The organism is Armatimonas rosea (assembly GCF_014202505.1).
Classification (GTDB): Bacteria; Armatimonadota; Armatimonadia; order Armatimonadales; family Armatimonadaceae; genus Armatimonas; species Armatimonas rosea.
In genome coordinates this window covers 1,233,339-1,256,014 of record NZ_JACHGW010000001.1, presented here as the reverse complement: position 1 = coordinate 1,256,014, position 22,676 = coordinate 1,233,339, and the positions used below count along the sequence as shown (strand labels likewise).

General features: G+C 63.9%; 26 protein-coding genes. 14 read left to right on the top strand and 12 right to left on the bottom strand.

Features of this window, described 5'->3' with window-relative positions; all coding sequences use genetic code 11:
* The first annotated feature begins 157 nt into the window (after nt 1-157).
* Genes cysS through HNQ39_RS05820 form a run of 3 tightly spaced genes read left to right on the top strand, consistent with a single transcriptional unit; the run spans nt 158 to nt 3,038 of the window.
* Nucleotides 158-1,573 carry a cysteine--tRNA ligase gene (cysS, locus tag HNQ39_RS05830; protein ID WP_184193002.1) on the top strand — a complete coding sequence of 472 codons (1,416 nt, stop codon included), beginning with the start codon at nt 158-160 and terminating at the stop codon, nt 1,571-1,573.
* Nucleotides 1,570-2,238 carry a phytanoyl-CoA dioxygenase family protein gene (locus HNQ39_RS05825; RefSeq protein WP_184193001.1) on the top strand — a complete coding sequence of 223 codons (669 nt, stop codon included), beginning with the start codon at nt 1,570-1,572 and terminating at the stop codon, nt 2,236-2,238. The genes cysS and HNQ39_RS05825 overlap by 4 nt, the downstream gene beginning before the upstream one ends.
* Nucleotides 2,239-2,243: 5 nt before the next feature.
* Complete coding sequence (locus HNQ39_RS05820) at nt 2,244-3,038, top strand: arylamine N-acetyltransferase family protein (RefSeq protein WP_184193000.1); 795 nt, start codon at nt 2,244-2,246, stop codon at nt 3,036-3,038.
* 13 nt (nt 3,039-3,051) lie between these two features.
* Here the strand turns inward: HNQ39_RS05820 and HNQ39_RS05815 are convergent, their stop codons facing one another.
* The gene (locus HNQ39_RS05815) at nt 3,052-4,260 is read right to left on the bottom strand and encodes a GDSL-type esterase/lipase family protein (protein ID WP_184192999.1); all 1,209 of its coding nucleotides are present in this window, start codon (nt 4,258-4,260) and stop codon (nt 3,052-3,054) included.
* Between the two features lie 58 nt (nt 4,261-4,318).
* Between HNQ39_RS05815 and HNQ39_RS05810 the strand changes: the two genes are divergently transcribed.
* Nucleotides 4,319-4,957: a hypothetical protein gene (locus tag HNQ39_RS05810; RefSeq protein ID WP_184192998.1), complete on the top strand. Its 639-nt coding sequence runs from the start codon at nt 4,319-4,321 to the stop codon at nt 4,955-4,957.
* Here HNQ39_RS05810 and HNQ39_RS05805 read toward each other — a convergent pair.
* Nucleotides 4,954-5,508 carry a hypothetical protein gene (locus tag HNQ39_RS05805; protein ID WP_184192997.1) on the bottom strand — a complete coding sequence of 185 codons (555 nt, stop codon included), beginning with the start codon at nt 5,506-5,508 and terminating at the stop codon, nt 4,954-4,956. The two genes, HNQ39_RS05810 and HNQ39_RS05805, sit on opposite strands and share 4 nt — an antisense overlap.
* Before the next feature lie 141 nt (nt 5,509-5,649).
* Between HNQ39_RS05805 and HNQ39_RS05800 the strand changes: the two genes are divergently transcribed.
* From HNQ39_RS05800 to HNQ39_RS29815, 6 genes are all read left to right on the top strand, one after another.
* Nucleotides 5,650-5,928: a hypothetical protein gene (locus HNQ39_RS05800; protein WP_184192996.1), complete on the top strand. Its 279-nt coding sequence runs from the start codon at nt 5,650-5,652 to the stop codon at nt 5,926-5,928.
* A 69-nt stretch (nt 5,929-5,997) separates the two neighbouring features.
* A complete protein-coding gene (leuC, locus tag HNQ39_RS05795; RefSeq protein WP_184192995.1) occupies nt 5,998-7,395 on the top strand; it encodes a 3-isopropylmalate dehydratase large subunit in 1,398 nt (465 codons plus the stop codon).
* Nucleotides 7,396-7,399: 4 nt separating this feature from the next.
* The gene (locus HNQ39_RS05790) at nt 7,400-7,795 is read left to right on the top strand and encodes a hypothetical protein (protein ID WP_184192994.1); all 396 of its coding nucleotides are present in this window, start codon (nt 7,400-7,402) and stop codon (nt 7,793-7,795) included.
* 29 nt (nt 7,796-7,824) lie between these two features.
* Nucleotides 7,825-8,391 (top strand): hypothetical protein, encoded by a 567-nt coding sequence (locus HNQ39_RS05785; protein ID WP_184192993.1) that lies wholly within the window; start codon nt 7,825-7,827, stop codon nt 8,389-8,391.
* A 6-nt stretch (nt 8,392-8,397) separates the two neighbouring features.
* Entirely contained in the window at nt 8,398-9,150 is a 753-nt protein-coding gene (locus HNQ39_RS05780; RefSeq protein WP_184192992.1) for an aspartyl/asparaginyl beta-hydroxylase domain-containing protein, read from the top strand.
* Entirely contained in the window at nt 9,147-9,686 is a 540-nt protein-coding gene (locus HNQ39_RS29815) for an MOSC domain-containing protein (RefSeq protein WP_184192991.1), read from the top strand. The genes HNQ39_RS05780 and HNQ39_RS29815 overlap by 4 nt, the downstream gene beginning before the upstream one ends.
* A 4-nt stretch (nt 9,687-9,690) precedes the next feature.
* Here the strand turns inward: HNQ39_RS29815 and HNQ39_RS05770 are convergent, their stop codons facing one another.
* From HNQ39_RS05770 to HNQ39_RS05725, 10 genes are all read right to left on the bottom strand, one after another.
* On the bottom strand, nt 9,691-10,698 hold the full coding sequence (locus tag HNQ39_RS05770) for a Clp1/GlmU family protein (RefSeq protein ID WP_184192990.1): 1,008 nt from the start codon (nt 10,696-10,698) through the stop codon (nt 9,691-9,693).
* A gap of 109 nt (nt 10,699-10,807) precedes the next feature.
* Nucleotides 10,808-11,380 carry a peptide-methionine (S)-S-oxide reductase MsrA gene (gene msrA / locus HNQ39_RS05765; protein ID WP_184192989.1) on the bottom strand — a complete coding sequence of 191 codons (573 nt, stop codon included), beginning with the start codon at nt 11,378-11,380 and terminating at the stop codon, nt 10,808-10,810.
* A gap of 75 nt (nt 11,381-11,455) precedes the next feature.
* Nucleotides 11,456-12,643 (bottom strand): ABC transporter permease, encoded by a 1,188-nt coding sequence (locus tag HNQ39_RS05760; RefSeq protein ID WP_184192988.1) that lies wholly within the window; start codon nt 12,641-12,643, stop codon nt 11,456-11,458.
* A 3-nt stretch (nt 12,644-12,646) separates the two neighbouring features.
* Complete coding sequence (locus tag HNQ39_RS05755) at nt 12,647-13,387, bottom strand: ABC transporter ATP-binding protein (RefSeq protein WP_184192987.1); 741 nt, start codon at nt 13,385-13,387, stop codon at nt 12,647-12,649.
* A complete protein-coding gene (locus HNQ39_RS05750; protein ID WP_184192986.1) occupies nt 13,387-14,109 on the bottom strand; it encodes a LolA-like protein in 723 nt (240 codons plus the stop codon). The genes HNQ39_RS05755 and HNQ39_RS05750 overlap by 1 nt, the downstream gene beginning before the upstream one ends.
* Entirely contained in the window at nt 14,110-15,339 is a 1,230-nt protein-coding gene (locus tag HNQ39_RS05745; RefSeq protein WP_184192985.1) for a S41 family peptidase, read from the bottom strand.
* Nucleotides 15,340-15,386: 47 nt separating this feature from the next.
* The gene (locus HNQ39_RS05740) at nt 15,387-15,950 is read right to left on the bottom strand and encodes a helix-turn-helix domain-containing protein (protein ID WP_184192984.1); all 564 of its coding nucleotides are present in this window, start codon (nt 15,948-15,950) and stop codon (nt 15,387-15,389) included.
* An 84-nt stretch (nt 15,951-16,034) separates the two neighbouring features.
* On the bottom strand, nt 16,035-16,853 hold the full coding sequence (locus HNQ39_RS05735; protein ID WP_184192983.1) for a sugar phosphate isomerase/epimerase family protein: 819 nt from the start codon (nt 16,851-16,853) through the stop codon (nt 16,035-16,037).
* Nucleotides 16,834-17,967 (bottom strand): outer membrane protein assembly factor BamB family protein, encoded by a 1,134-nt coding sequence (locus tag HNQ39_RS05730; protein ID WP_184192982.1) that lies wholly within the window; start codon nt 17,965-17,967, stop codon nt 16,834-16,836. Before HNQ39_RS05730 ends, HNQ39_RS05735 begins: the two co-directional genes overlap by 20 nt.
* Nucleotides 17,964-19,028 carry a Gfo/Idh/MocA family protein gene (locus tag HNQ39_RS05725; RefSeq protein ID WP_184192981.1) on the bottom strand — a complete coding sequence of 355 codons (1,065 nt, stop codon included), beginning with the start codon at nt 19,026-19,028 and terminating at the stop codon, nt 17,964-17,966. Before HNQ39_RS05725 ends, HNQ39_RS05730 begins: the two co-directional genes overlap by 4 nt.
* 114 nt (nt 19,029-19,142) lie before the next feature.
* Here HNQ39_RS05725 and HNQ39_RS05720 point away from each other — a divergent pair, with 114 nt between their 5' ends.
* From HNQ39_RS05720 to HNQ39_RS05705, 4 genes are read left to right on the top strand one after another with little or no spacing between them, the layout of a single operon-like run.
* A complete protein-coding gene (locus HNQ39_RS05720) occupies nt 19,143-20,030 on the top strand; it encodes a phytanoyl-CoA dioxygenase family protein (RefSeq protein WP_184192980.1) in 888 nt (295 codons plus the stop codon).
* Nucleotides 20,017-20,724: a 2-phosphosulfolactate phosphatase gene (locus HNQ39_RS05715; RefSeq protein ID WP_184192979.1), complete on the top strand. Its 708-nt coding sequence runs from the start codon at nt 20,017-20,019 to the stop codon at nt 20,722-20,724. The genes HNQ39_RS05720 and HNQ39_RS05715 overlap by 14 nt, the downstream gene beginning before the upstream one ends.
* Nucleotides 20,721-21,695, top strand: coding sequence for a GNAT family N-acetyltransferase (locus HNQ39_RS05710; protein ID WP_184192978.1), 975 nt, complete (start codon nt 20,721-20,723; stop codon nt 21,693-21,695). Before HNQ39_RS05715 ends, HNQ39_RS05710 begins: the two co-directional genes overlap by 4 nt.
* Entirely contained in the window at nt 21,692-22,672 is a 981-nt protein-coding gene (locus tag HNQ39_RS05705) for a GNAT family N-acetyltransferase (protein WP_184192977.1), read from the top strand. Before HNQ39_RS05710 ends, HNQ39_RS05705 begins: the two co-directional genes overlap by 4 nt.
* Nucleotides 22,673-22,676: the final 4 nt, after the last annotated feature.

Genomic DNA, 22,676 nt, shown 5'->3' with positions numbered 1-22,676 from the left:
TTTTCATCGCCCCCGTTGGAGGGGGGCGTCTCGCTGTCGCTACGCGACACAAAGGCCTTCGGCCATGGCCGGAGGCCTTCGTGTCGGAGCCTGCGACGGCAGCAAGACGCTCCCGTTCATGGGAGCGATCTAAAATAGGAGCGTTCCGAACAATATCATGGATATCTTTCTCTACAACACACTCAGTCGCAGCAAAGAGCGCCTCGCGCCCCTGACCCCCGGAAAAGTGGGGCTCTACACCTGTGGGCCGACTGTCTACAACTACGCCCATATCGGCAACCTCCGTACTTTTCTCTTTGAGGACCTGCTGGTGCGCACCCTGCGCCTCGCTGGGCTGGAGACCACCTGGGTGATGAACATCACCGATGTCGGGCACCTGACCAGCGACGAGGACGAGGGCGACGATAAGATGGCGATCGCGGCCCAGCGGGAGGGAAAAGACCCCTGGGCGATCGCGGAGTTCTATACCGAGGCGTTCCTGAAGGATATCGACCGGCTCAATATCGACCGCCCCACTCATCTGCCGCGCGCCACGGACCACATCCAGGAGATGATCGACATCAACAAGACCTTGGAAGAGAAGGGCTACACCTACACCACGCCTGAGGCGCTGTACTTCGACACCAGCAAGTTCCCCGACTACGGCAAGCTCGCCCGTCTGCGCCTCGATGAGCTGAAGGTGGCGGCCCGCGACGATGTGAATGTGGACAGCGGCAAGCGGGGCCCCGCAGACTTTGTTCTCTGGTTCTCCAACAAGCCCAACCACATCATGAAGTGGGAGTCGCCGTGGGGGATTGGCTACCCCGGCTGGCATATCGAGTGCTCCGCGATGAGCATGAAGTATCTGGGAGAGACCTTCGATATCCACTGCGGCGGCAACGACCATATCAATGTCCACCACACCAATGAGATCGCGCAGTCCGAGTGCTGCACGGGCCACACCTTCGCCAATATCTGGATGCACTCGGCGTTTCTGACCCTGGGCCGCGACACGAAGATGAGCAAGTCCAAGGGCGGGTTTATCACGCTGGAGACCCTGATCGCCTCGGGCTACGACCCCATCGCCTACCGCTACCTCTGCCTCCAGGCACACTACCGCAGTGAGCTGGAGCTGAAGTGGGCGTGGAACCCGGAGAACCAGGAGATTGGCAAGGCATCGAATCTGGACGCCGCGGCGGGAACCCTCAAGCGCCTCTACGAGCGGGTGGCGCGGGTGGAAGATGAGCCCCTCACCGACGACACCGCGTTTGCGTCAGCAGTCGCCGATGTCCTCGGGGCGCTCGCCGATGACCTGAATGTCCCCCGGGCGGTCGGGCTACTACACTCCTACGACTCCCCCCGGCTCTGGAAGCACTTCGATGCCGTGCTGGGGCTGAAGCTGGAGGAGCGCGCGGTCAAGACCGAGGAGGTGGCGGTCGAGGTGCCTGCGGAGATTCAAGCGCTGGTCGACGAGCGCCAAGCCGCACGCAAGGCCAAGGACTTCGCCCGCTCCGACGTGATCCGCACCCAGCTCGCGGAGCTTGGCTGGGACCTCGCCGACACGCCACAAGGCCCGAAGGTCTCGCGCAGATGAGCCTTCTCACTCCCGAGCAACGTAGCGCTTTTGACCGCGATGGTTTTTTGCTCGTCCCTGGCCTCATCCCCGATGAGCTCGCCGCCAGGGCCGAGGCGGCGATCTGGGCGAAGCTCGGTGCCGACCCGTGCGATCCCGCCACCTGGGAGGGCGCGCCGGTCGGCTCCAGCCACGACTCGCCCGAGGTCTGCGCGATCTTTAGCACTGAGATGGCGCGGCTCGTGGACGAGCTCTGTGGCGAGGCAGAGCCCAGCTGGCAGCCGCCGCGCTCGGCGTTTGCGATCAATATCTTCCCCCAGCCCGGCCCCTGGGCGCACCACGGCCCACACATCGACCACGCCCTGGAGCGGGATAACTTTGTGGTCTTCCCCCGCCCCATGCGCCTGGCGTCGCTGCTCTACCTCACCGACTGCAAGCGCGACGGTGCCCCGACCGTGGTCTGGCCGGGCTCCCATAAGAAAATTGAGGCCTTTGCCGCGAGCGATCCTGAGCGCTTTCAGCGGATGTTCACCCTCAACAACGCTCTGGGCGAGCTGGAGTTGGGCGAGGGGATTCAGGTGGAGGGCAAGCGCGGCGATGTGCTCTTCTATCACTACCTCTGCGCCCACTCGGGGAGCCGCAACGCCCGCGACTACCCCCGCTTCGCGATCGCCCACAAGTGGTAGAGCCCATGCCCGAGTTCGACCTAGACGCCTACCTCGCCCGGATCGGCTACGACGGCCCACGAACCGTCTGCGGGGAGACTCTGGCGGCGCTTCAGCTCGCCCACGCAACCCACATTCCCTTCGAGAACCTCGATGTGCTCTTGGGGCAGCGTATCGCGCTGGATAGTGAGAGCCTCCAGGCCAAGCTGGTCACGGCGCGACGCGGCGGCTACTGCTTCGAGCAGAACACGCTCCTCTTGCACGCTCTGGAGAGCCTTGGCTTCACCGTCACCCGCCTGCTGGCTCGTGTTCGCTACCGCTCGGTCACGCTGCGTCCCCGTACCCATCTTCTGTTGCGTGTCGAGCTCGAGGGCACGGTTTGGCTGGTCGATGTGGGTTTTGGCTCCGAGGGGCTCCTCCAGCCGCTCCCGCTTGTCGAGGGCCAGCCCCAAACGCACGGCGACTGGCACTACCGCCTCCTGCGCGAGGGCACGACCTGGGTGCTCCAGTCCATCAGCAACACGGGCTGGAAAGACCTCTACGCCTTCACGGATGAGCTCTCGTACGGGATCGATGTCGAGGTCGCCAGCCACTACACGTCCACCCACCCCGACACAATCTTCAAGAAAGTCCTCACCGTCCAGCTCCCCGGCCTCACCCAGCGCACCTACCTCCGCAACCACGAGCTTGTAACCGAGACCGCCACCAGCACGACCACGCAGCCCCTCACTGAGCCCGAGCTTCTCCCTCTGCTCACGGAGCGCTTTGGCCTCTCTCTTCCCGAAGAAGTTATCCACAGGCTGTGGATAACCTGTGGATAACTCTCAATGAGTATTACTTAACCAAACTCTGAATTTTTGGGAGGAGGCGCTCGCGGTAGAGGCGGTAGCCGGCGGCGTTGGGGTGGATCTGGTCGGGGAAGAGGCGGTCGCTGAGGGTGCCGTCGGGCTCTAGGAAGTCCTTGCCCAGCTCTAGGAAGTGCGGGAGCTGGGCGGCGAGCAGGGCGTTGGTCTGCTGGATGCGTGCGCGGATCGGGTGGGTGGCGCTCTTTTCTGTGGGGAAGATGCCCACGACCAAGACCTTTGTGCCCGGACAGGCGCGCTCGACCGCACGGACGCAGGCCAGCACGCCCGCCGCGACACGCTCCGGGGGGTAGGTATCGCGGATCAGGTTGTTGGCCCCCACCGCAAGCACCACGAGCTTGGGATGGAGCCCCGCGAGCGTGCCGTCTTGGATGCGCCAGAGCACCTGCGAGGTCCGGTCCCCTTCCAAACCCAGGTTGAGCGCCCCCAGCGGCGCAAAGAACCGCTCCCACTCGTCGCTACCGTCGAGCCGCCAGCGCTTGGTGATCGAGTCGCCCAGAAAGACGATATTCGGGGTTGCGCTGCGTGCCTGGGCCTTGAGCGCCTGGTGCACCTCGTACCAGGTGGGCAGGTGCGTGCCGGGGTAGGGGCGCTCGGGCTCCTGGTGCTGGGGCGGGAGCACGGTCAGCGGATCGGAGGGAACTGTCTCCACACGCTCCCCCGAGAGCTGGACATCGTCGAGCCAGACCGCCCCCGCGCCCGCCGCCCGAAGCGCCACACTGAAGCTCAGGGCGTTCTCCGGGAGGGTGAGCGGCTGCGAGAAGTGGGTCCAGCCCGTGGGCTTTTCCACCATAAAAAAGGCGGGAGCGGCGAGCGCGGTACCACGGCTGCCGTAGGGCAAGACCCCCACCTGAACTCGAAGGGCTCCCTCGGTCTTGAGCCAGCCACTCAGCACCACGGAGCGCCCTGCCCCCCCGACAACCAGCTGCTCCAAGGTTCGCTCGTGGTCGCGGGGGGTGAGCTGAAAGCGTAGCGACGCGCTCCCGCTGTGCTTGACTTGCGTGTCGCGGCTCAGGGCATGGCGCTTGTAGCCCACCCAGTCGCCGCCCCAGTCCGTGGGGGCATCGGTGCCCTGCTCCATCCCCCCGTTGTGGAGCTGGAGGAGCGGGAGCGGGGCGGGATTTCTCGGGGTGCAGCCGCTCAGCAGAGAGCCTAGCGCCAGATAAAACCAGGGTCGCATCGGGCTCTATGATACCGCTTGGGGCGGCGAAGCGGGGAGGAACTGCTATACTGACAGCATGCCAACGACCCAAGCCTCCCTCACCGCCCCTGCCGTCCGCGTTGGCGGCAAGCCCTTCCAGCTCCAGCTGGACACCGAGCGGCTTCGGGAGCGACTGACGGCACTCGGGTATGCTGGAGCGCTGCGGGTGGAGTGGACCACGGGGATCAATCCCGGCGAGTACTACCAGGAAGAGAGTGGCGAGGACTGTGTCTGCCTCAACCCGCACTTTATTGTCCTGGCGCGCCTGGGGCTCTTTCCGCTTCCCTGGCCGACCGCGCTCTGCGCCCTGCCGCTCTACCGCAAGCGCCTGCTCCAGACCCTTGCCCACGAGCTACGCCACGCCCAGCAGACCGCCGGGCTAACCGAGGTCACCGATAAAGAGCCCTGGCTCTCCTATGTCACCCTGCGTAACCTCGGGCGGGGCTATATCGTGGTTGCGCTCCTCGGGGCCGTGGCGATCCAGCAGCTTCTTGCGCGTGAGCAAATGCAACCTGCCCTGATCCTAGGCGGCCTGCTAATCGTGCTAGCGCTGGTCTATATTGTCCTGGCGTACCTGAACTACCACCTCGATCCCATGGAGGTGGATGCCCGCGCCTACGAGCGCAGCAGCTGGCAGGAGTGGGGCGACTGCCTCACGCTGGAGCCGCAGGCCTAGAGCCGGTAGCCGACATTGAAGGCGACGATGTGCCGGTTCCCTTGGTAAGAGAGCTCCCCAAAGATATCGTCGGCGAAGTTGTAGCCCGCCGCGATCCAGCGTAGCTGGAGCTGGTAGCGCCAGCGCTGGCTCAGGCGCGGCAGAGAGAAGTAGTCGCTGCTGTCCGGGGGAAGCGCTGTCTTTTCGTAGACCAGACCGCCGCCTATCCCCGTGTAGAAGCCGCGCTCCTGAGGCCGACGGGTTCGCGCGGTGTAGAACAGCCCCGTGGTCTCTAGGAGTGTCCTCAGGGTAGCGCTCCCCGATGAGTAGTACACGGTCTCGCTACCGGCAACACGGGTGTGGAAGAGCTCCAGGCTCTTGTAGCCATCGCCGCGGGGAAGGTTGTAGGCGACACCAAACGCGCTCCCCGTACCAGACACCTGCCGCCCGCCCCCGGTGGAGCCAAACTGAAAGGAGAGGTCTTTACTCCTCCCCGACCCTCCCCCCTGTGCCAGGGCACCCGGTGCGAGCAGAAACAACGAAAACAACCCAAGGGTAAGTGTCTTTTTCATAGCTCTCTCTTTCGATCCACTTCTTGATCTTTCCTTCAAAAATGCAAAATTATTGGCACGGAGCAAGCCTCTTTACCTCGTAGCTCTACGGGTTTCCTCAGTGAGCACAGAAAACAGCACTCGGGTGCGGAATGACCAAGTATGGAAGCAAATAAACATCTCGCTCAGAAAAGCCTAGCTGCAAAATCAATCGAGGAAAAGCTCAAGAACAACCGAACGCTTCGGGACGTCCGCCGTGAGATGGGGAAGTTCTGCCTAGACTGCACCAAGATCACGCTCTCCATTCGCCGGGGAACCCTCACTATTTTTGGCAAGTTCGCCCCTCTCAGCGGCAACGAGTCTATCTTCAGCGACGAGCTCAAGGCACTGACCCGCGCCCTCCAGGGCATGGCCGAGGTCGATAAGGTGATCTTTCAGTAGGTTTTGCCTATCACTTAGATCGAAACTATCCGTTGGACACGGGGCAGGCAAGCGGCCTATAATCAGGGCATGACACCACGAACGCTCTTTGAGAAGATCTGGGACGCCCATGTCGTCCGCGCCGAAGCGGGGAAGCCTGCCCTCCTGTATATCGACCTGCACCTTGTGCACGAAGTGACCAGCCCCCAAGCCTTTGAGGGCCTGCGCCTCACGGGGCGGAAGGTACGGCGCCCGGAGCGAACCGTGGCGACCATGGACCACAATGTCCCCACCACCAGCCGCCTGCTCCCCATCACCGATGAGATCTCCCTGAAGCAGATCCAGGCACTGGCCAAGAACTGCGAGGAGTTTGGGATCACGCTCTACGACCTCCACTCTGACAAGCAGGGCGTGGTGCACGTCATGGGGCCGGAGCTAGGCTACACACAGCCGGGCCAGACCATTGTCTGCGGCGACTCCCACACCAGCACCCACGGCGCATTTGGGGCACTGGCCTTCGGGATCGGGACGAGCGAGGTGGAGCATGTCCTAGCGACCCAGTGCCTGCCCCAGAGCCGCCCCAAGACCATGGAGATTCGCATCAACGGCCCGCTCCATCCCGATGCGACCCCCAAGGACATTATCCTGGCGATTATCGGCAAGATCGGCACCGATGGCGCGACCGGCTACGTGGTCGAGTACACCGGCGAGGCGATTCGTGCGCTCTCGATGGAGGGCCGCATGACGGTCTGTAACATGTCGATTGAGGCGGGAGCACGCGCGGGGATGATCGCCCCCGACGAGACCACCTTCGCCTACCTCAAGGGCCGTGAGTTTGCGCCGCAGGGCGCGGCCTGGGACGCCGCCGTGGCGCAGTGGAGCACGCTGGCCACCGACGAAGGCGCGACCTACGACACGCTGGTCGAGCTCAGTGGCCCTGAGATTGCCCCCCACGTGACCTGGGGAACGTCGCCGGGCCAAGCGCTCCCGCTCACCGCCGTTGTCCCCAGCCCCGACCAGTTCACCGACCACGCCGACCGTCGCTCGTGCGAGCAGGCGCTGGCCTACATGGACCTCACACCCGGCACGCCGCTGCGCTCTATCGCCGTGGACACGGTCTGGATCGGCTCGTGCACCAATGGCCGTATCGAGGACCTCCGCGCCGCCGCCGCCGTGCTCAAGGGGCATAAAGTAAGCGTCAAGCGCGCGCTGTGCGTCCCCGGCTCGGGCCTCGTGAAGAAGCAAGCCGAGGCCGAGGGCCTGGATAAGATCTTTGTCGAGGCAGGCTTCGAGTGGCGCGAGCCCGGCTGCTCCATGTGCCTTGGGATGAACCCCGATATCCTCCAGCCCGGCGAGCGCTGCGCCTCTACCAGCAACCGCAACTTCGAGGGACGCCAGGGCAAGGGCGGACGTACGCACCTCGTCAGCCCAACCATGGCCGCCGCCACCGCCATCCGAGGAACCCTCTCCACGCCCAGCGACTTGTAGCCCCATGCTCCAGATCGGCCTCGGAACGAGTGCCTCACCCCGTCCCCACTCCGACCAGCCGTCGTTGTTTCTCGACGACGACGGCTACTACTGGTTTCTCCACCCGCTCTTTGAACAACTAGCCAAGGAGACTGGCCAATACATTGACCTCTATGGCAACGCCTACTTCGAAGGCGCGAGCCTTGATGCCCTTCTGGAAGTGCTTATACAAGCCCGTCAGCAGATCGAAAGCCAGCCCACGACCTGGCCTGTCTCTGTCAGCATCCAGATCTGGCCCGAGTACAAGGAAATCTTTGAGGACGTCAACAAAGCTATTTTTCTTGAGCGACTTAATCAATGGGAAAATCTTGTCGTGCTAGCTCGGCAGCAAAACCTTGCGATTGTCTGCCAGGGCGACTAAGAGGTCTCCCGAAACAGGTAAACTAGGCCATGAGCTCCCTCACGCGCAGTGCAATTCAAGGCGGACTTGGCTTTGGGCTGGCGAGCCTAGCGGTTTTTGCGACGGTCGCGTTTGGGGAGCGCTGGATGTACACGCATCTGGGGCTCTGGGGCGCGTATCTGGCCTGGACCGTGCTCTTTATCGGGCTGGGGGGCGGGGTGCTCCTGCCGCTCGCGCCGCCGTCGTGGCGCGGGGGGCGCTTCTTTGGGCTCTTTGCACTGGCGTTTTTTCTCTACGCCGCGAGCTGGACAGCAATCTACTTTCTCTCCAAGGGGACGCGCACCGGGGAGTGGGCTGCCTCGCTCGGAAGCTCGGTGGTGATGGCCTACACGTTTGTGGTCGCTCTCAAGAAGCCATCGCCCTCCGCGCCACTTGCCCTCGTGCTGTTTCTGGCCAACTCGCTGGGCTACTTTGCCGGGAGCGCCCTCAACGATGCGTTTGTACGGCCCACGGGGATGCTGCTCTGGGGCGGGGTCTATGGGCTCTGTTTGGGAGCGGGGCTAGGGGCGGTGCTCTCTCTTGCGCAGTCGAAAAATGCCCCGGAGCGGGTACACTGAGCTGATATGAATTTTATGGGTGTAGGCATCGGCCTACTGGCATTTCTCGGTCTCGGCGTCTACGATCTCGGGCGCAACAAGCGGGTGGACGCGGCGGGGATCAAGCGCTACTTCACCGGCAATGGGCTCTTTACCTGGCTTCTCTCGCCCGTCAACACGCTCCTCGATATCCTCTCGCTTCCCTATATCAACAAGGGAATCTACAAGCTGGAGGACCTTCCCCCGTCCCACCAGGCCGAGATCAAGCGCCTGATCGATGCGGCACACAAAGAGAACCTGGTCGAGAAGATGGCCGAGAAGATCAAGGACAACCCGCGGACGATGTTCTTCTTCAAGTGGTATGGCCAGGATGTCAAGAACGATATCGATGTGCCGTCGTTCCATGAGAACTACAAGTACATCAAGACCATCGGTGTCTCGGTGTTTAACAAGAAGCAGTCCACCTCCAAGCACTTTGGCCCGATGCGCGCCACGCTGAGAGTTCTCTACAATGTCAATGACATGAAGGACAAGACTGCCTATATCGAGGTGGGAGACTGCTTCCACTACTGGCAGGACGAGAAGCTCTTTATCTTCGACGATACTCTCCAACACCAGTCCTTCAACGACTCCGACAATGTCCGCTACTGCCTCTTTGTCGATATCATGCGCCCCTGCCTCCTGCCGGGCCTACTCTCGGTGTTTGTGAGTATCCTGTGTTTGCTCCTCAAGGGCGTCAACAATGTCTTCTACAAGAACTGGAAAGTGGTCAAGCCGTGAGCCGGGTCGTGGCGGTCAGCAGTAGCCCCCGCCACACGTTTCATAAAGACAACCTCCCCCAGATTCAGCTCCTCGCTGGGCTGGGGGTAGAGGGCGATGCCCACTGCGGCGCGACCGTCAAGCACCGCTCCCGTGTCGCGCAGAACCCCGACCAGCCCAACCTGCGCCAGGTACACCTGATCCCTTCGGAGCTCTTCGACGAGCTTATGAGCGCGGGCTTCACGGTCGCACCAGGGGAGCTGGGCGAGAATATCACCACCTGTGGCGTCGAGTTGCTCAGCCTGCCCGTCGGGGCGCGGCTTGCGATTGGGGAGTCCGCGGTCGTTGAGCTGACGGGCCTCCGAAACCCCTGCGCCCAGATCGACCGCTTCCAGAAAGGCTTACTGGCAGCGGTCTTGGGCCGCGACGACCAAGGCCAGCTGGTTCGTAAGGCCGGCGTGATGGGGATTGTTTTGACAGGTGGGACGGTGCGCCCCGGCGACGCCATCCACGTGACGCTCCCTCCCGAGCCGCACCAACCCCTGGAGCGTGTCTAGGCGCTCAGACCTCGCCGGGCTTGAGCTCGCCCAGCATCTGCCCGTCGGCGGCGAGGCGGAAGCGTCCAAAGGCAAGCAGGGCCAGGCGCTCCACCGAGGCGGTCGTAGAGAGGCGCAGGCGCAGGGTCTCCGGGTCGATCCCCAGAAAGCGCCCGATCCCCAGAAAGCGCCCGGTCTCCTCATGGAGGCCCAGGCAGGTCCCCTCCAGCGCCGTGAGTGAGAGTGCCCGCACCCGCCCGAGCTGAAAGTGGTCCAGCACCGGCCCCACCAGCGACTCCCAGCCGGGCCGGAGCGGGCCGGCGACAAAGAGGGAGAGCGTGGACTCGGCGACCTCGCCGTAGACCGCACTCAGGTGCAGGGCACTCCCGGCCCAGCGCGCTAGGTGCGGCGCGATCGGGGTCCCCGTTCCCAGAGTCGCCCCGAGCGTTGTCAATCCTTCCAGGGCTAGCTCGTGCTCGGTCGCGCCCTCCAGCACCCGTGCGAGCCGCGTGAGGCGCCGGGTAGCCCGGACACTGGGCGACTTGCGCACCACAGCCTCCGCGACCGGCAGGGGGGTCAGCTCCGCCCCACTCAGCGCGGCCAGCATCGCCGGGAGGCTGCCAAGCTCACTGTCGCGCTCCAGCACGAGAATACGACTCGGGGCGAGCGCCTGCACAAGCGCGGCCAGAAAGCGACGCGCCCCCGGTCCGCTGACATAGCCGGGGGTATCGATAAAGAGCAGGTTCGCCCCCGCCGCCTCTGCCTGCCGGACAACCTCTAGCACGGCCACCACCAGCTCCAGCGCCGCTGCTGCCGGACTCAGCGCCCCGACAAAGCGCGTCCCTCCGCGCTGTGGCCCCTCGGCCTGCACCCACGCCCAGCTCACGGTTCCCGGCGGCCCTAGCTCCGACTGGCCCGTGTCGGTGTCGATCAGGGCGACTTTGTGGGTCCGGGCCGCCTCGCGTGCCAGCTGGTGGATGGTATAGGTCTTCCCCCGGTCACTCGCCCCGAGGATCAGCACGCGCTCTGCCATACGCTATCGGGCATTGAAATACCCGCCTCCTAAACGGGAGCGTCCCGGGGACGTGCAGAACACAACGGCTCTGCACGTCCTCGGGACGTCCCTTTTCCTGACCCTCGGGCTAGTTTTTGAACTTTGCCGCGAACTCTTTGCGTGCCTTCGCCACCTTGGGAGCGATGATGTACTGGCAGTAACCACCGTTCATCTTCATCTTCTCAAACGTACTGGCCTTGCTGAACTTATCAAAGTAGTTCTGGTGGTACTCCTCCGCGCGGTAGAAGATCGTCAGCGGCTCCAGGCTCGTGACAATCCGCTGGCGCCCCCAGATCTTGTTCTCCGTGGAGAAGTAAGCGATCACTTTCTGGGCCAGTGCCTTCTCCGCCGGGTTCTTGAAGAAGACCGCGGAGCGGTACTGCGTGCCATGATCCGGCCCCTGCTGGTTGAGGGTCGTGGGGTTGTGGATCGTGAAGAAGATCTTGAGGATGTCCTCCGCCGTGATGATCTTGGGATCGTAGGTGATCTTCACCGCCTCCGCGTGGCCCGTCTCTCCGGTGCAGACCTGCTCGTAGGTCGGGTCGGGGACACGCCCTCCGCAGTAGCCCGACTCCGCTCGTAGAATGCCCTTTAGCTGGGAGTAGACTGCCTCTACACACCAGAAACAGCCCCCTGCCACCACAATTGTCTCTTCTGCCATTGCCGTATCCTCTTTGGTTCCTTGCGCTTGCATCGTGTCTTTAAGTACATTCGACGAACAGAAAAAGTTCCGTGTTCAGAACCGTGCCAGGACCTCCTCGCGCTTGAAGAGGCTCGCGGCAAAGGCGACCGCGACCGCGGCATAGACCACGGACATGGCACAGGCGAGGCCCACAAAGGTCGGGTTGAGCATTCCCTGGAGCGCCTGCTTGAGCACCAGCCCCGCGTTGGTGATGGGAACCACCGCCCAGTAGAGCTCGGCATCGGCACGAACCAGCATCGAGAGCATCGCCCCCACGCTGGCCGCCAGGATGATTGGGCCCATCATGGTCTGCATCTCTTTCTGGTTGCGTGCCATGGTCGAGAGCGCCAGGAGCACGCCCGCGCCCAGCACGGCCAGAGGGAGCTGCACCAAGAGGATCGCCGCAAAGGCCGACGGTCCCAGGCTGAGGCCATCACGGGTCATCCAGTCGAACATGGGGAGCTTGATGTAGAACGGCCAGAAGAGCCCCACGATCGAGAGCAGGCTACTCACCAGGGCCGTCGCGGTGACCGTGCAGAACTTGCCCAGGGCGATATCGCGCCGGGAGAGCGGGGCGACCAGCAGGGTCTCTAGGGTCCCGCGCTCTTTCTCCCCCGCGACGGAGTCGGTGGCGGCCATCATGCCTCCCATGATCGCGGAGAGGGCCAGGATGTAGGGTAAGAAGGTCGCCAGGAGCTGCATACCACTGCCGCCGCTGCCACTGATCTTCTTGTCGCCCACCAGGAAGGGCTTGACCAGCTGCTTGGAGAGGCCCGCGTCTTGGAGGCGCCGCGCCGCCAGCAGATCGCCGCGCTCGGTGAGGAGCTCTTTCACGCGCTTGGCTGCCTGCTCCGATGCCTCGTTGCCCGCATCCTGTACCACGGGAACCGAGAGCGAGTCGCCGTTGTCGAGCCGCTCATCGGCATCGTCAGGGAGGATCAGCGCGGCCTTCTGGGTTCGCTTGCGGATGTTCTCCTCCGCTGCCTCGACCGTGGCGACCGGCTCCAGGATGATCTTATTGGCCCCCTTGAGCTCGTCCATGAGGTGCGGAGCCTTTTCCATCCCCACCACCCCCACCTTGATGCTCTCGTTGCGGCTGTCCTTGGCCTGCTTCTGCGCCATGGTCCCGATCAGTGCCAGGACAAGGGGCGTGATGAGCAGCGGGCTTGCAATCACATTGAAGCGTGTCCGGGAGTCGGAGAAGATCTCCTTGAACTCCTTCTTAAAGATAATCTGCCACATGTGCTAGTCCTCCTCCACCCCGATAATCCGCAGGAACACCGTCTCAAAAAACTCCGCATTGGTCCGCGCTCGTAGCTCAGCGAGCGTGCCGACCGCCGCCACCTTCCCATCGTAGATAATCGCGATCCGGTCACAGAGGGCCTCGACCTCGCTCATGATGTGGGTGGAGAAGATGACGCACTTTCCCTGCTCTTTGCAGCGGCGGATGTAGCGCACGACGGTCCGCGCCGCCATGAGATCCAGGCCGCTGGTGGGCTCGTCGAAGAAGACCACAGGGGGGTCGTGGAGGACGGAGCGGGCGATCGAGACCCGCTGCTTCTGGCCTGTGGAGAGGCGGTCGCAGCGACCATCCAGAAACTCGCCCATGTCCAGCTCGCGGGTCAGCTCCCCGATCCGCGCCTCGACCTTCTCGGGGGCCATGCCGTAGAGTGCCCCGAAGTAGCGCAGCACCTCCCGACCGGTCAGGCGCTCGTAGAGCCCTGCGGAGCCGGTGAGGTAGCCCAGCTGTGCTCGGACCTTCTCCGGCTCCTGGACAATATCGTAGCCCCCGATGGTCGCGGTCCCGGAGGTTGGAGTGAGGATGGTGGCCAGCATGCGCAGAAGGGTAGTCTTCCCCGCGCCATTGGGCCCCAGCACCCCAAAGATCTCCCCCGGCCGCGCGTCCAGCGAGACTCCCTGGACCGCCAGCACCTGCCCGCGCTTCTTGTCGGTGAAGGTCTTGCTTAGGTTTTCAACATGGATCATTATTCTTTGGGCTTTGCAAAGACACTGTCCTCGGGGGTGGCGTTGACCTTGACCTCCGTGAACTGGATGACAATCTCGGCCTGGCCCACGAGCTGGCGTGTCTTGAAGGGCATCTTGATCCCCCCGACCGTCCGGTAGTCGGAGAGGTAGGACTCCACGGCGATCTTGCCCTGAGGGCTCTCGACCACCTGATCGCTGCGCACCTGCAGGCCGGTCTTGACATCGAAGTACTGGGTCTCGGGGTTGCCCACCTTGGGCGTGAGCTTGACCTTGTAGGCCGGCGCGCCATTGACCTTGACCGTCCCGATCAGCGCCGCGCTGGAGTAGACCGTCTTCCAGAGGCTCGGGCGCAGGCTCAGCGACGACTGTGCCTTGAGGGCGGCCAGCTCCCCACCCTTGAGCTCACGCAGGCCCGAGAAGCCGTCTTTGGACCAGCCCACCGTCCCATCGAAGGCGCTGCTGGAGTCGCCGACCCCTTTGATGCTCTGCTTCATGGCGAACTTATTGGGAGCCTTCGCGTAGACCTCCACCGTCCCCGAGATGCTCTGTGCCGCCACGGTGACAGTTCCCTTGGCCGTGAAGCTCTGGACCGCCTGCCAGGCCGCGCCCCCGCTGGCGGTGACATTCTTATCGAGGATCTGCGCGCCCGTGGGCTTGGGCGCCTGAGCGACAACCGGTGCCGCACAGGCGGCGGCGAGCAGTAAAAAACCGTAGCGATTCATCTATTTCTTCTCCAATTGTGTTTGAAAGTAGGTCCGTGCCGCGGCGATATCGGGATCGCCTAGTGAGCGTAGCGACTGTGGGGTCAGGACGACCGGAATATCGGGGGTGACTCCCTTGCCCTCCAGGAGGACACCGCGGGGGGTCTTGAAGTCTGCGAAGGCGTACTGGAAGCGGACCCCACCGGGGAGCTTATCGATCGCGGAGGGAAGCACCATCCCGGGGGTCTTGCGGCCGATCACCACGGCGCGCTTGAGCTCTTGCAGCCCTCCCGCCAGGATCTCGGAGCACGATGCCGAGAGCTCATCGGTGAGGACAGCTACCGGGCCGGCGTAGCGCGGTGCCTGCGGCAGGATGGGAAACTGGACCGTGACAGTCCGTTGCTTCATCGTCCCCAGGGTCCCCGGCTTTTGGCTCAGCATCCCCGCGATGGCGTAGGTGACCGGTGCCAGTCCACCGGGATTGCCCCGGAGATCGAGGATCAGCCCTGCGGCGCTAGCGTGTTCTTTGATCGCCTTTCGGAGATCGTCCATGAGCAGCGCGGTAAAGAGCGAGAAGCGGACGTAGCCGATATCGCCGTCGAGGCGCTTGCTCTCTAGCTCCGCAGGATAGGGCGGGAAGCCCGGGAGGACATTGTCCCGCTTCTTCGGCCCGGCCCCGAGGACAACGGCAACCTCGCGCGTGCTGCCATCGGGCTCCCGGAGGGCGAGCACTCGCTTCTGGCCTTCATTGCCACCCACGGCGCGGTTGAGGAGGGCGCGTGGCAGGAAGCCTGACTTGAGCTGCTCGGGTGTCAGGCGTGCCAGGAGCGTGGTGAGCGGCTTGCCATCGATTGCCTCGAGCTGGGCTCCGGGAAGCACCCCGGCTTGCTGCGCGGCGGAGTCGGCGGCGACCGCGAACACGGTCGGGGCTCCGGCGATCAGGCCCAGGGTCAGGCCACTGCTCCCCTCCCCGCGCTCGTCCTTGCCGACAGCATCTCCCATGGTGTAGGCCTCGGGAGGCAGGATCGAGAAGTGGCTCTGCTTGAGCTCCCCGATCAGCTGGTTGAGAAGCGTGTACAGCTCCGCATTGTTCTTGGCCTTGGCGACCAAGGGGGCGTACTTTTTCTTCATCGCCGGCCAGTTGACACCGCCAAAGGTCGGGTCGAAGTGGGAGACATTCACCCGGTTCCAGACAGCCTCAAAGACCTGCTGGCGGGTTCGTGGATCAAGTTCTTTTTGTGATATTTTCATTTTTGGAATTGGCTCTGTAATTTAGAGACTGAGCACGGCAAAAAAAGTTACGACTCGTCGCTATTTTTTTTCTCCGGCTCGAAGTCCGGCGCAGAGAAGAAGGCGATCATCCGGCGCGGCTCACCCGCTTGCGGCGCTTCGCACGACTCGGCGCGCATCAGCTCAAGAAGATACTGGCGGAGGGCCAGGTAGCGTTCCTCCGAGAGCGTCAGGGAGCGCACCAGAAAGGAGACATCTCCCTCGGGCGGGGGCAGAGGGGCGTGGCGGACATAGCGGTGAAAGACCTCTTGAACCGCTCCTGTCAGGGCCCCGACGAGGCCCGTGATGTCCTCGGCGGTCAGTGAGGCACGGTCCTCGTCGTTTAGGTAGGTCGCGGCCTCGACCACGGTAAAGACCCGCTCGACCGTCCCGTGCACACGACGCTCCGCGACCACCTCCAGGAGCCCCGCCTCGAGGAGCAGGTTGATATGCCGGTAGAGTGTCGTCAGCGGAACATCGTCTAGAAAGACAGAGAGCTGGCGCGGGGTGAGCTGCCGGTCCTGGAGCGCGGTGACAATCCGCACACGAATCGGATGGAGCAAGGCACGAGCACGAGGAGAGCGTCCAGGCATGACGTGATTATATTTCCATTTTTGGAAATAGTCAAGAAAAAGAAAAGCGCCCGCTCTCGCAGACGCTTCTTTTTTCTTTGACCGTTACTTCTTGCTGTAGCCGAGGCCGCGCACAAAACCGATACAGGACGCCACTTCGTCGAGGGGGCCATCGCCGTTGATCTCGTACTCAATGGAGAGGTGCCCTTGGTAGTTCTGCTTGCGGAACTCCTCCAAGATGGCGGGGATATCGCTGACCCCGGTGCCGTAGGGGACATCGTGGCCGTGGGGCTCACCAAAGGAGCTGAGGTCCTTGAGGTGGGAGCCATGGATGCGCCCCTTGAGGATCTTCATGGCATCGACCGGCTTGACCCCGCTGCGTACCCAGTGCCCCGTGTCGGCGCAGGAGCCGATCCGCTTGTCAAACGGGGAGACCAGCTCCAGAACATACTTGGGGTCCCAGACCTTGTAGTTGGGGTTCTTGGGCTGGCGCGGGTGGTTGTGGATCGCCAGGTAGAGGTCCATGTCCTTGAGGAAGGGCTCCATCACCTTGAGCTCCGCCGCCCCCGACTCGGTGACAATCGTGCGGATTCCCAGCTTCTTGGCAAACGTGGCTAGCTTGCGGGCATCGGCCTCGTTGGCGGCAAAGCCCGTGACACCGAAGGCCACGGGCGTGATCCCTGCCTTCTGGCACCAGTCCTTGACCTTGGCGATGGTCGCATCGGAGTTGTCCGGGCCAAGCCCCTCTTTGGAGTCTGCCTCAAGCTTCTGGCCGGGGAAGAACTCGATTGTCTTACCGCCCGCCTTCGCCGTGAGCTGGATCGCCTCCGCGACCGTCCGTCGGTTGAAAGTCCATGCCTGGCAGCCAAGCCAGAACCCGCCAATCTTTGGCGCCGTGATCGTGTTATTGGATTGAAAATGCATAAAAGTATCCGTTCGTTGATGCGAGATAGAGCCGCCCGCCCGCCAGTGCGGGTGCGGCCTGGAGAGAGCCGAGCTTGTAGTCCCAGACCGAAACACCGGTCCGGGCATTGAGAGCGGTCAGGGTGGGGTTGTCCTTGTAGGTGAGGCTGCTGAGATAGAGCACGTTGCGCTTCTCATCGAGCGCGGGCCGGGCCAGGGCGGGGCCGAGCACCTTGGTGGACCACTTCACCTTTCCACTCGTGGTATCCAGCGCGTAGACATTGCGCCGGTAGCTGGAGACATAGAGGGTCTTGCCCACCACGAGGGGGGCACCAAACCAGTCTGGGCCGGTCTTCTCATCCCCGACCCGGAAGCGCCAGCGCCGCTCGCCGGTCTCGGCATCCAGCGCGACCACGCCCGCGCCATCGCCCGCGACATAGACACGCTCGCCGCTGAGCACGGGGGTCCCCAGCGCCTTGCCTCCTAGTGGCGTGCGCCAGGTCTCCTCGCCCGTGGTGGCACTGAGACGATAGACCGTGCTCTCCCCACAGACCAGGACACTCCCCGCGGGCCCTGCGGCCGGGGCGGCGTAGCCCAAGGAGCCATCGGGGCGGTAGAACTTCCACTTGATCGTCCCCGTGAGCAGCTCTAGCCCGTAGACATAGTTGTCGAGGCACTCCACCACGAGCCGGTCCCCAACCACCGCCGGAGCCATGCGCACCGTGCTCCCCAGAGTGGCTTTCCAGGCGACGGCCCCATTGGCGCGGTCCAGCGCGTAGACCGTCCCCCGCTCCGAGCCCACGTAGACCCGGCGGGCGTCCAGCGTCACCTCCGCAGCAGTCGGCCCGATCTCGGTGGACCAGTCGGTGCGGCCCTCGCTATTGAAGCGGTGGACCGCGCTCCCACCGGCGACATAGGCCGCCTCTTTGCCCACGGCAGCGGTTCCCTCACCGCGCTTGACCGATGTCCGCCAGAGCAGGGTCGGCTGCCAAGGGGTAGTGTCACTGGGGAGCGCCTGTCCTCCTTGAGGAGCCGGGGTCGGGGTTGCCACGGGCGGCTTGGGCGCGATCACGGGGGGCTTCTTGCCGGGCAGGGGCGTGAACTGCCCCAGAGCGAGTAGTGCGAGCAACATCATAGCGCTTCCTCTAGAATCTCCTGAATCATGACACGGCGGCCAGTCTCTGCCGAGCGTACCACAGCCTTGCAGACCGCCACATCGGTGCAGCCGACCTCCACCGGCACCACGGGCGGGCGTCCGTGGCGCACGCTCTCTAAGAACGCGAGATGCTGGTCGAACTCCCCGCCGGAGCCGCGCAGGGTATTGCCCCCCACCGCAGGCCGCGTAAAATTGCCCTCAGGGTCGGTCTGGAGCACGCTTCCTTGGAACTGCCCCCGAATCCGCCCGGTAAGCTGTGCGCCCTCGGTTCCGTGAATCGTCACGCTTCCTTCTGACCCATAGAGCTGGAAGCAGGTTCCCTCCGCATTCCACGCCGACTCAAAGACCCCGATTGCCCCCCCCGAAAACTCCGCCACACACGCCGCGGTATCATCGCCGCCGATATTTTCGCACATCAGGTTCTTGGCGTAGCCCATCACCGAGACAATCTCTTCCCCTAACAGAAACGACGCCAAGTTGGTATGGTGGATCGCCAGCTGGATAAACGAGCCGCCGCCGGTCTTCTCCGCCGAGCCGCGCCACGCGCTCGGGGCCGTGGTGAGGCCGCCGCGGTGGGCGTAGCGTGCGCGGATGCCGGTGACTCTCCCCAAGTGCCCCTGCGCGACCATGGCTCGCAGGTCCCAGACCGCTGGGTCCTCTAGATCGGAGAGGTAGACTCCTGCTGTCGTGCCGCTCTTTTGTGCCGCCGCGACAATCCGCTGGCACGCCGCCACACTCGGGGCGAGGGGCTTCTGCAAGATCACGTGCTTCCCCGCCTCCAGCAGCGCGACTGCCTGCTCTTCATGGAGGTGGTTAGGAGTCGAGATATCCACCACGTCGATATCGTCGGCGAGGGCCTCGCGCCAGTCCGTGGACCAGCGGGCAACTCCCAGCTCAGCCGCGACACGCTGGGCGACCTCGGCAGCGACATCGACTACCAGCTGAAAGGGGGCGTGTGGGTAGCGGGCATAGACCCCGCGGTAGTGGCTCGCCATCCCGCCACAGCCAATCAATGCGGTTCCTCGCAAATTCTCCAGCACGGCGGCATTATACCGCTGCGTGGGTTGAAAACCCACGCCTCGCGGGAAATAGCGTCCCGAGGACGCACCGGGCTCCTGGATTATTTTTTTAGCCGATGGGGTATACTCACACGGATGTTTGACGAAGCGGGCTATCTTCTGGTCACGGACGTACTGGGGCTCTCCACGGTGGAGCGCCTGCGTGTGGCCTTGGAGAGTGCCGGCGAGAGCTCGCAGCGTGGGGAGAGTGTCTACGCCCGGCGCAATATCCTCGTCCTCCCCGAGGTCCAAGCGGTCGCCGCCGATCCGCGTGTCTTGGCGCTCACGGGCGCGGCAACCACCCTTACACGGGCGATCTTCTTTGATAAAGTTCCGGGGGCCAACTGGCATGTCGGGTGGCACCAGGACCGTGCCATCGCGGTCACGGAGCGCATCGAATTGCCGGGCTGGGGGCCGTGGAGCACCAAGGCGGGTGTCTTGCACGTGCTGCCTCCCGCGGAGATCTTGGAGAAGATGGTCACCGTGCGCCTGCACCTCGATCCCTGCGACGAGACCAATGGCCCGCTCCGCGTCCTGCCTGGCTCGCACCGCCAGGGGATTTTAAGCAGCGAGCAGATCGCGGCGCTCCGAGAACAAACCGCCGAAGTAATCTGCACCGGCCCGGTGGGAAGCGCGGTCGTGATGTCCCCCCTGCTCTTGCATGCCTCGTCGCCCGCCCAGAGCCCGAGCCACCGCCGGATCTTGCACCTGGAGTTCGCCCCCGAGAAGCTTCTCCCCGAGGGGCTTTGTTTTGCCTCGGCATGCCTTTTGGCATCCCTCCCCCCGGCCCCCTCCCTTCCCCTGAGACCCAACTTCGTTGGGGGGAAGGGAGGGGGAGTCAGAGGGGGCACTCCCCCGCCTCGTCCCTCGGCACCCCCTCTCCTCCCGACGAAGGAGGAAACAGAGGGAGAGGGGGTCGGCCAGAGCGAGGAACGAGCGGAGGCCGGGGGGAGTGTCCGGGAGAGTACTAATGAGCTGGTTTGAGCAAGCGGGCTACGCCCTGCGGTTTGACTGGGGCCAAGACGGCGCGGCGCGTGCCGGTGCCCGTGGCGATGTGGTGGTGATTGTGGATACGCTACGCTTCTCTACCACAGTCGCGGCGCATCTGGCGGCGGGAGCCACGGTCGAGCCGCGTCACTGGAAAGACGGCTCGGACACATCGTTACTGTCCCCCCGCTCCGCGGGGGCTAGGGGGGACGCGGGGGCTGGGGGGCCGATCGCCCTTGCCTCGCCCAATGGCGCGATGTGCTGCCGGGCGGCGAGCGAAGCGGGAGCGAGCGCGGTCTTTGCGGGGGCTCTAGTCAATGCCCGTGCGGTCGCCGCTGTCGTGCAAGAGCTCGCCTCCCCCACCACCGTGCTTGCCTGTGGCGAGCGCTGGCCCGACAGCTCCCTACGCTTTGCCATCGAGGATTTGTTGGGCGCGGGGGCGATTGTCGCCGCGCTCCCCAATCTGAGATCGTCGCCCGAGGCTAAGGCCGCACGCGCCGCGTTTCTGGGCGCGAAGAAGCAGCTCCTCGCCCGGCTACTCGCCTGCGGAAGCGGGATCGAGCTGATCGACAAGGGGCACGAGGCCGATATCCACTACGCGGCCCAGCTCAGCTCCCTCTCCGTTGCGCCACGACTCACCGACGGCATTTTTAGCAATTGCATTCCCTCAGACGATAGGACACTGTCATGACCATTCGACCCGACACTCTCAGCGAGGCGGACTACGCCGCGCGGATCGCGATCTCCCACGCCTGCTATCCCGACTATGTCGAGACCATCGAAGAGATGCGCTTCTCCGATGCCAATCGCGACCCCAAGATCAAGTGGGCACGGTTTCTGGTGGAGCGCGACGGCAAGGTGATCGCCGCGGGAGGCTACAGCCAGAGCACCGACATGTACCACCCGCAGAAGTTCGGGATCAGTATCTCCGTTCTACCCGAGCACGAGGGCCAAGGAATTGGTAAGGCGCTCTATGCCCATCTCCTGGATGCCCTCGCCCCCCACGACCCGATCTTGCTCCGTAGCAACGCCCGCGAGGACAAGCCCCGTGCGCTGCGCTTCCTCACCGACCGGGGCTTCACCGAGGCGATGCGCGAGTGGGAGAGCCGCCTCGCTACCCAGACCTTCGACCCTGCCCCCTTTGTCGAGGCCGCACGGAAGGCCACCGACGCCGGCATCACGGTGCAGAGTGTCGGTGAGCTTGCCAAGGCGGTCCCGGACTGGAAGCAGCGGCTCAAGGAGCTGGACTGGACCCTCACACTCGATATCCCCGCCACCGATGTCCTCACCGACCCCGGCTTCGAGCACTTCGAGAAGACCACCCTGAGCAACCCCGACTTCCTCCCCGAGGCCTGGTTTATCGCCATTGACTCCGACGGCGACCACTGGGTGGGCGAGAGCGCGCTCTGGAAGAGCGCGGGCGAGCCGGACGTGCTCTATGTCGGAGTGACGGGAGTCCGGCGGGAGTACCGGCGCAAGGGAATCGCCACGGCTCTTAAGCTTGCGGCGGTGCAGTGGGCCAAGGACGCCGGCATCCGGGAGATCCGCACCTGGAACGCCCAGCAGAACCGCGCCATGCTCTCTATCAACGAGGCACTTGGCTTTGAGAAGATCCCCGCCTGGATCAGCTACGAGAAGAACCTGAAAGACGAAACCAAATGACCCTCCGTGACTTTAACCCCGAGCAGGACTACGAAAAGCTCGCCGCCCTCCATAATGCCGTCTGGCCGGACTATCCTGTCACGGTTGAGGAGCTCCAGTCCAGCGATGCCCAGCGCGAGGCCAAGCTCCGCCACCACCGTCTCTTGGTAGAAAAAGATGGCCACGTGGTCGCGCAGGGCCGGATCGGGCAGTCGTCGTGGACCTACCATCCCCAGAAGTTCTACATGGGAGTCGATGTCCACCCGGACTTCCGCCAGCGCGGGATCGGGAAGCTCCTACTCGCCGCGCTGGAGGAGAAGGTCGCCGATACCAACCCGATCCAGTACGGGGCCGATACCCGCGAGGACAAGCCCGAGTCGCTGGGCTTTCTTGCCAAGCACGGCTTTGTTGAGTGCATGCGCGCCTGGGAGTCTCGCCTGAACGTGGCGTCGGTGGACCTCGCTCCCTTCGCGGAGGCACGCCAAAAACCGCTGGCACACGGCCTGCGCCTGGTGGATCTGGCCACCCTCCTGGAGGAAGAGGGAGAAGACGCCTATGTCAAGCTCCACGATATGGAGATGGAGTGCGATGCCGATGTCCCGCTCCCCGAGGGCGAGAAGCATACCCCGATGACCTACGATGCCTGGCGGGAGATGATCCGCAAGAGTGTCCGCTTCACCCCGGAGTGCCAGTTTATCGCGGTCGCCCCCGACGGCCAGTACGCCGGCATCTCGATGCTCTTCCCCCCCAAGATCGGCGACTACCTCAGCACTGGCCTCACCGGGGTCCGGCGCGCCTACCGCCGCAAGGGGATCGCGCTGGCGCTCAAGTGCATGGCAGTCGAGTACGCCAAGGCAAAGGGAGTCCCCGAGATCCGCACCGACAACGCCCAGAGCAACCGCGCGATGCTCTCTATCAACGAGGCACTTGGCTTTGAAAAACAACCGGCTTGGATCATGTACGAAAAACGGCTGGGCGGGGAATCCTCGGGCGGATAATCGC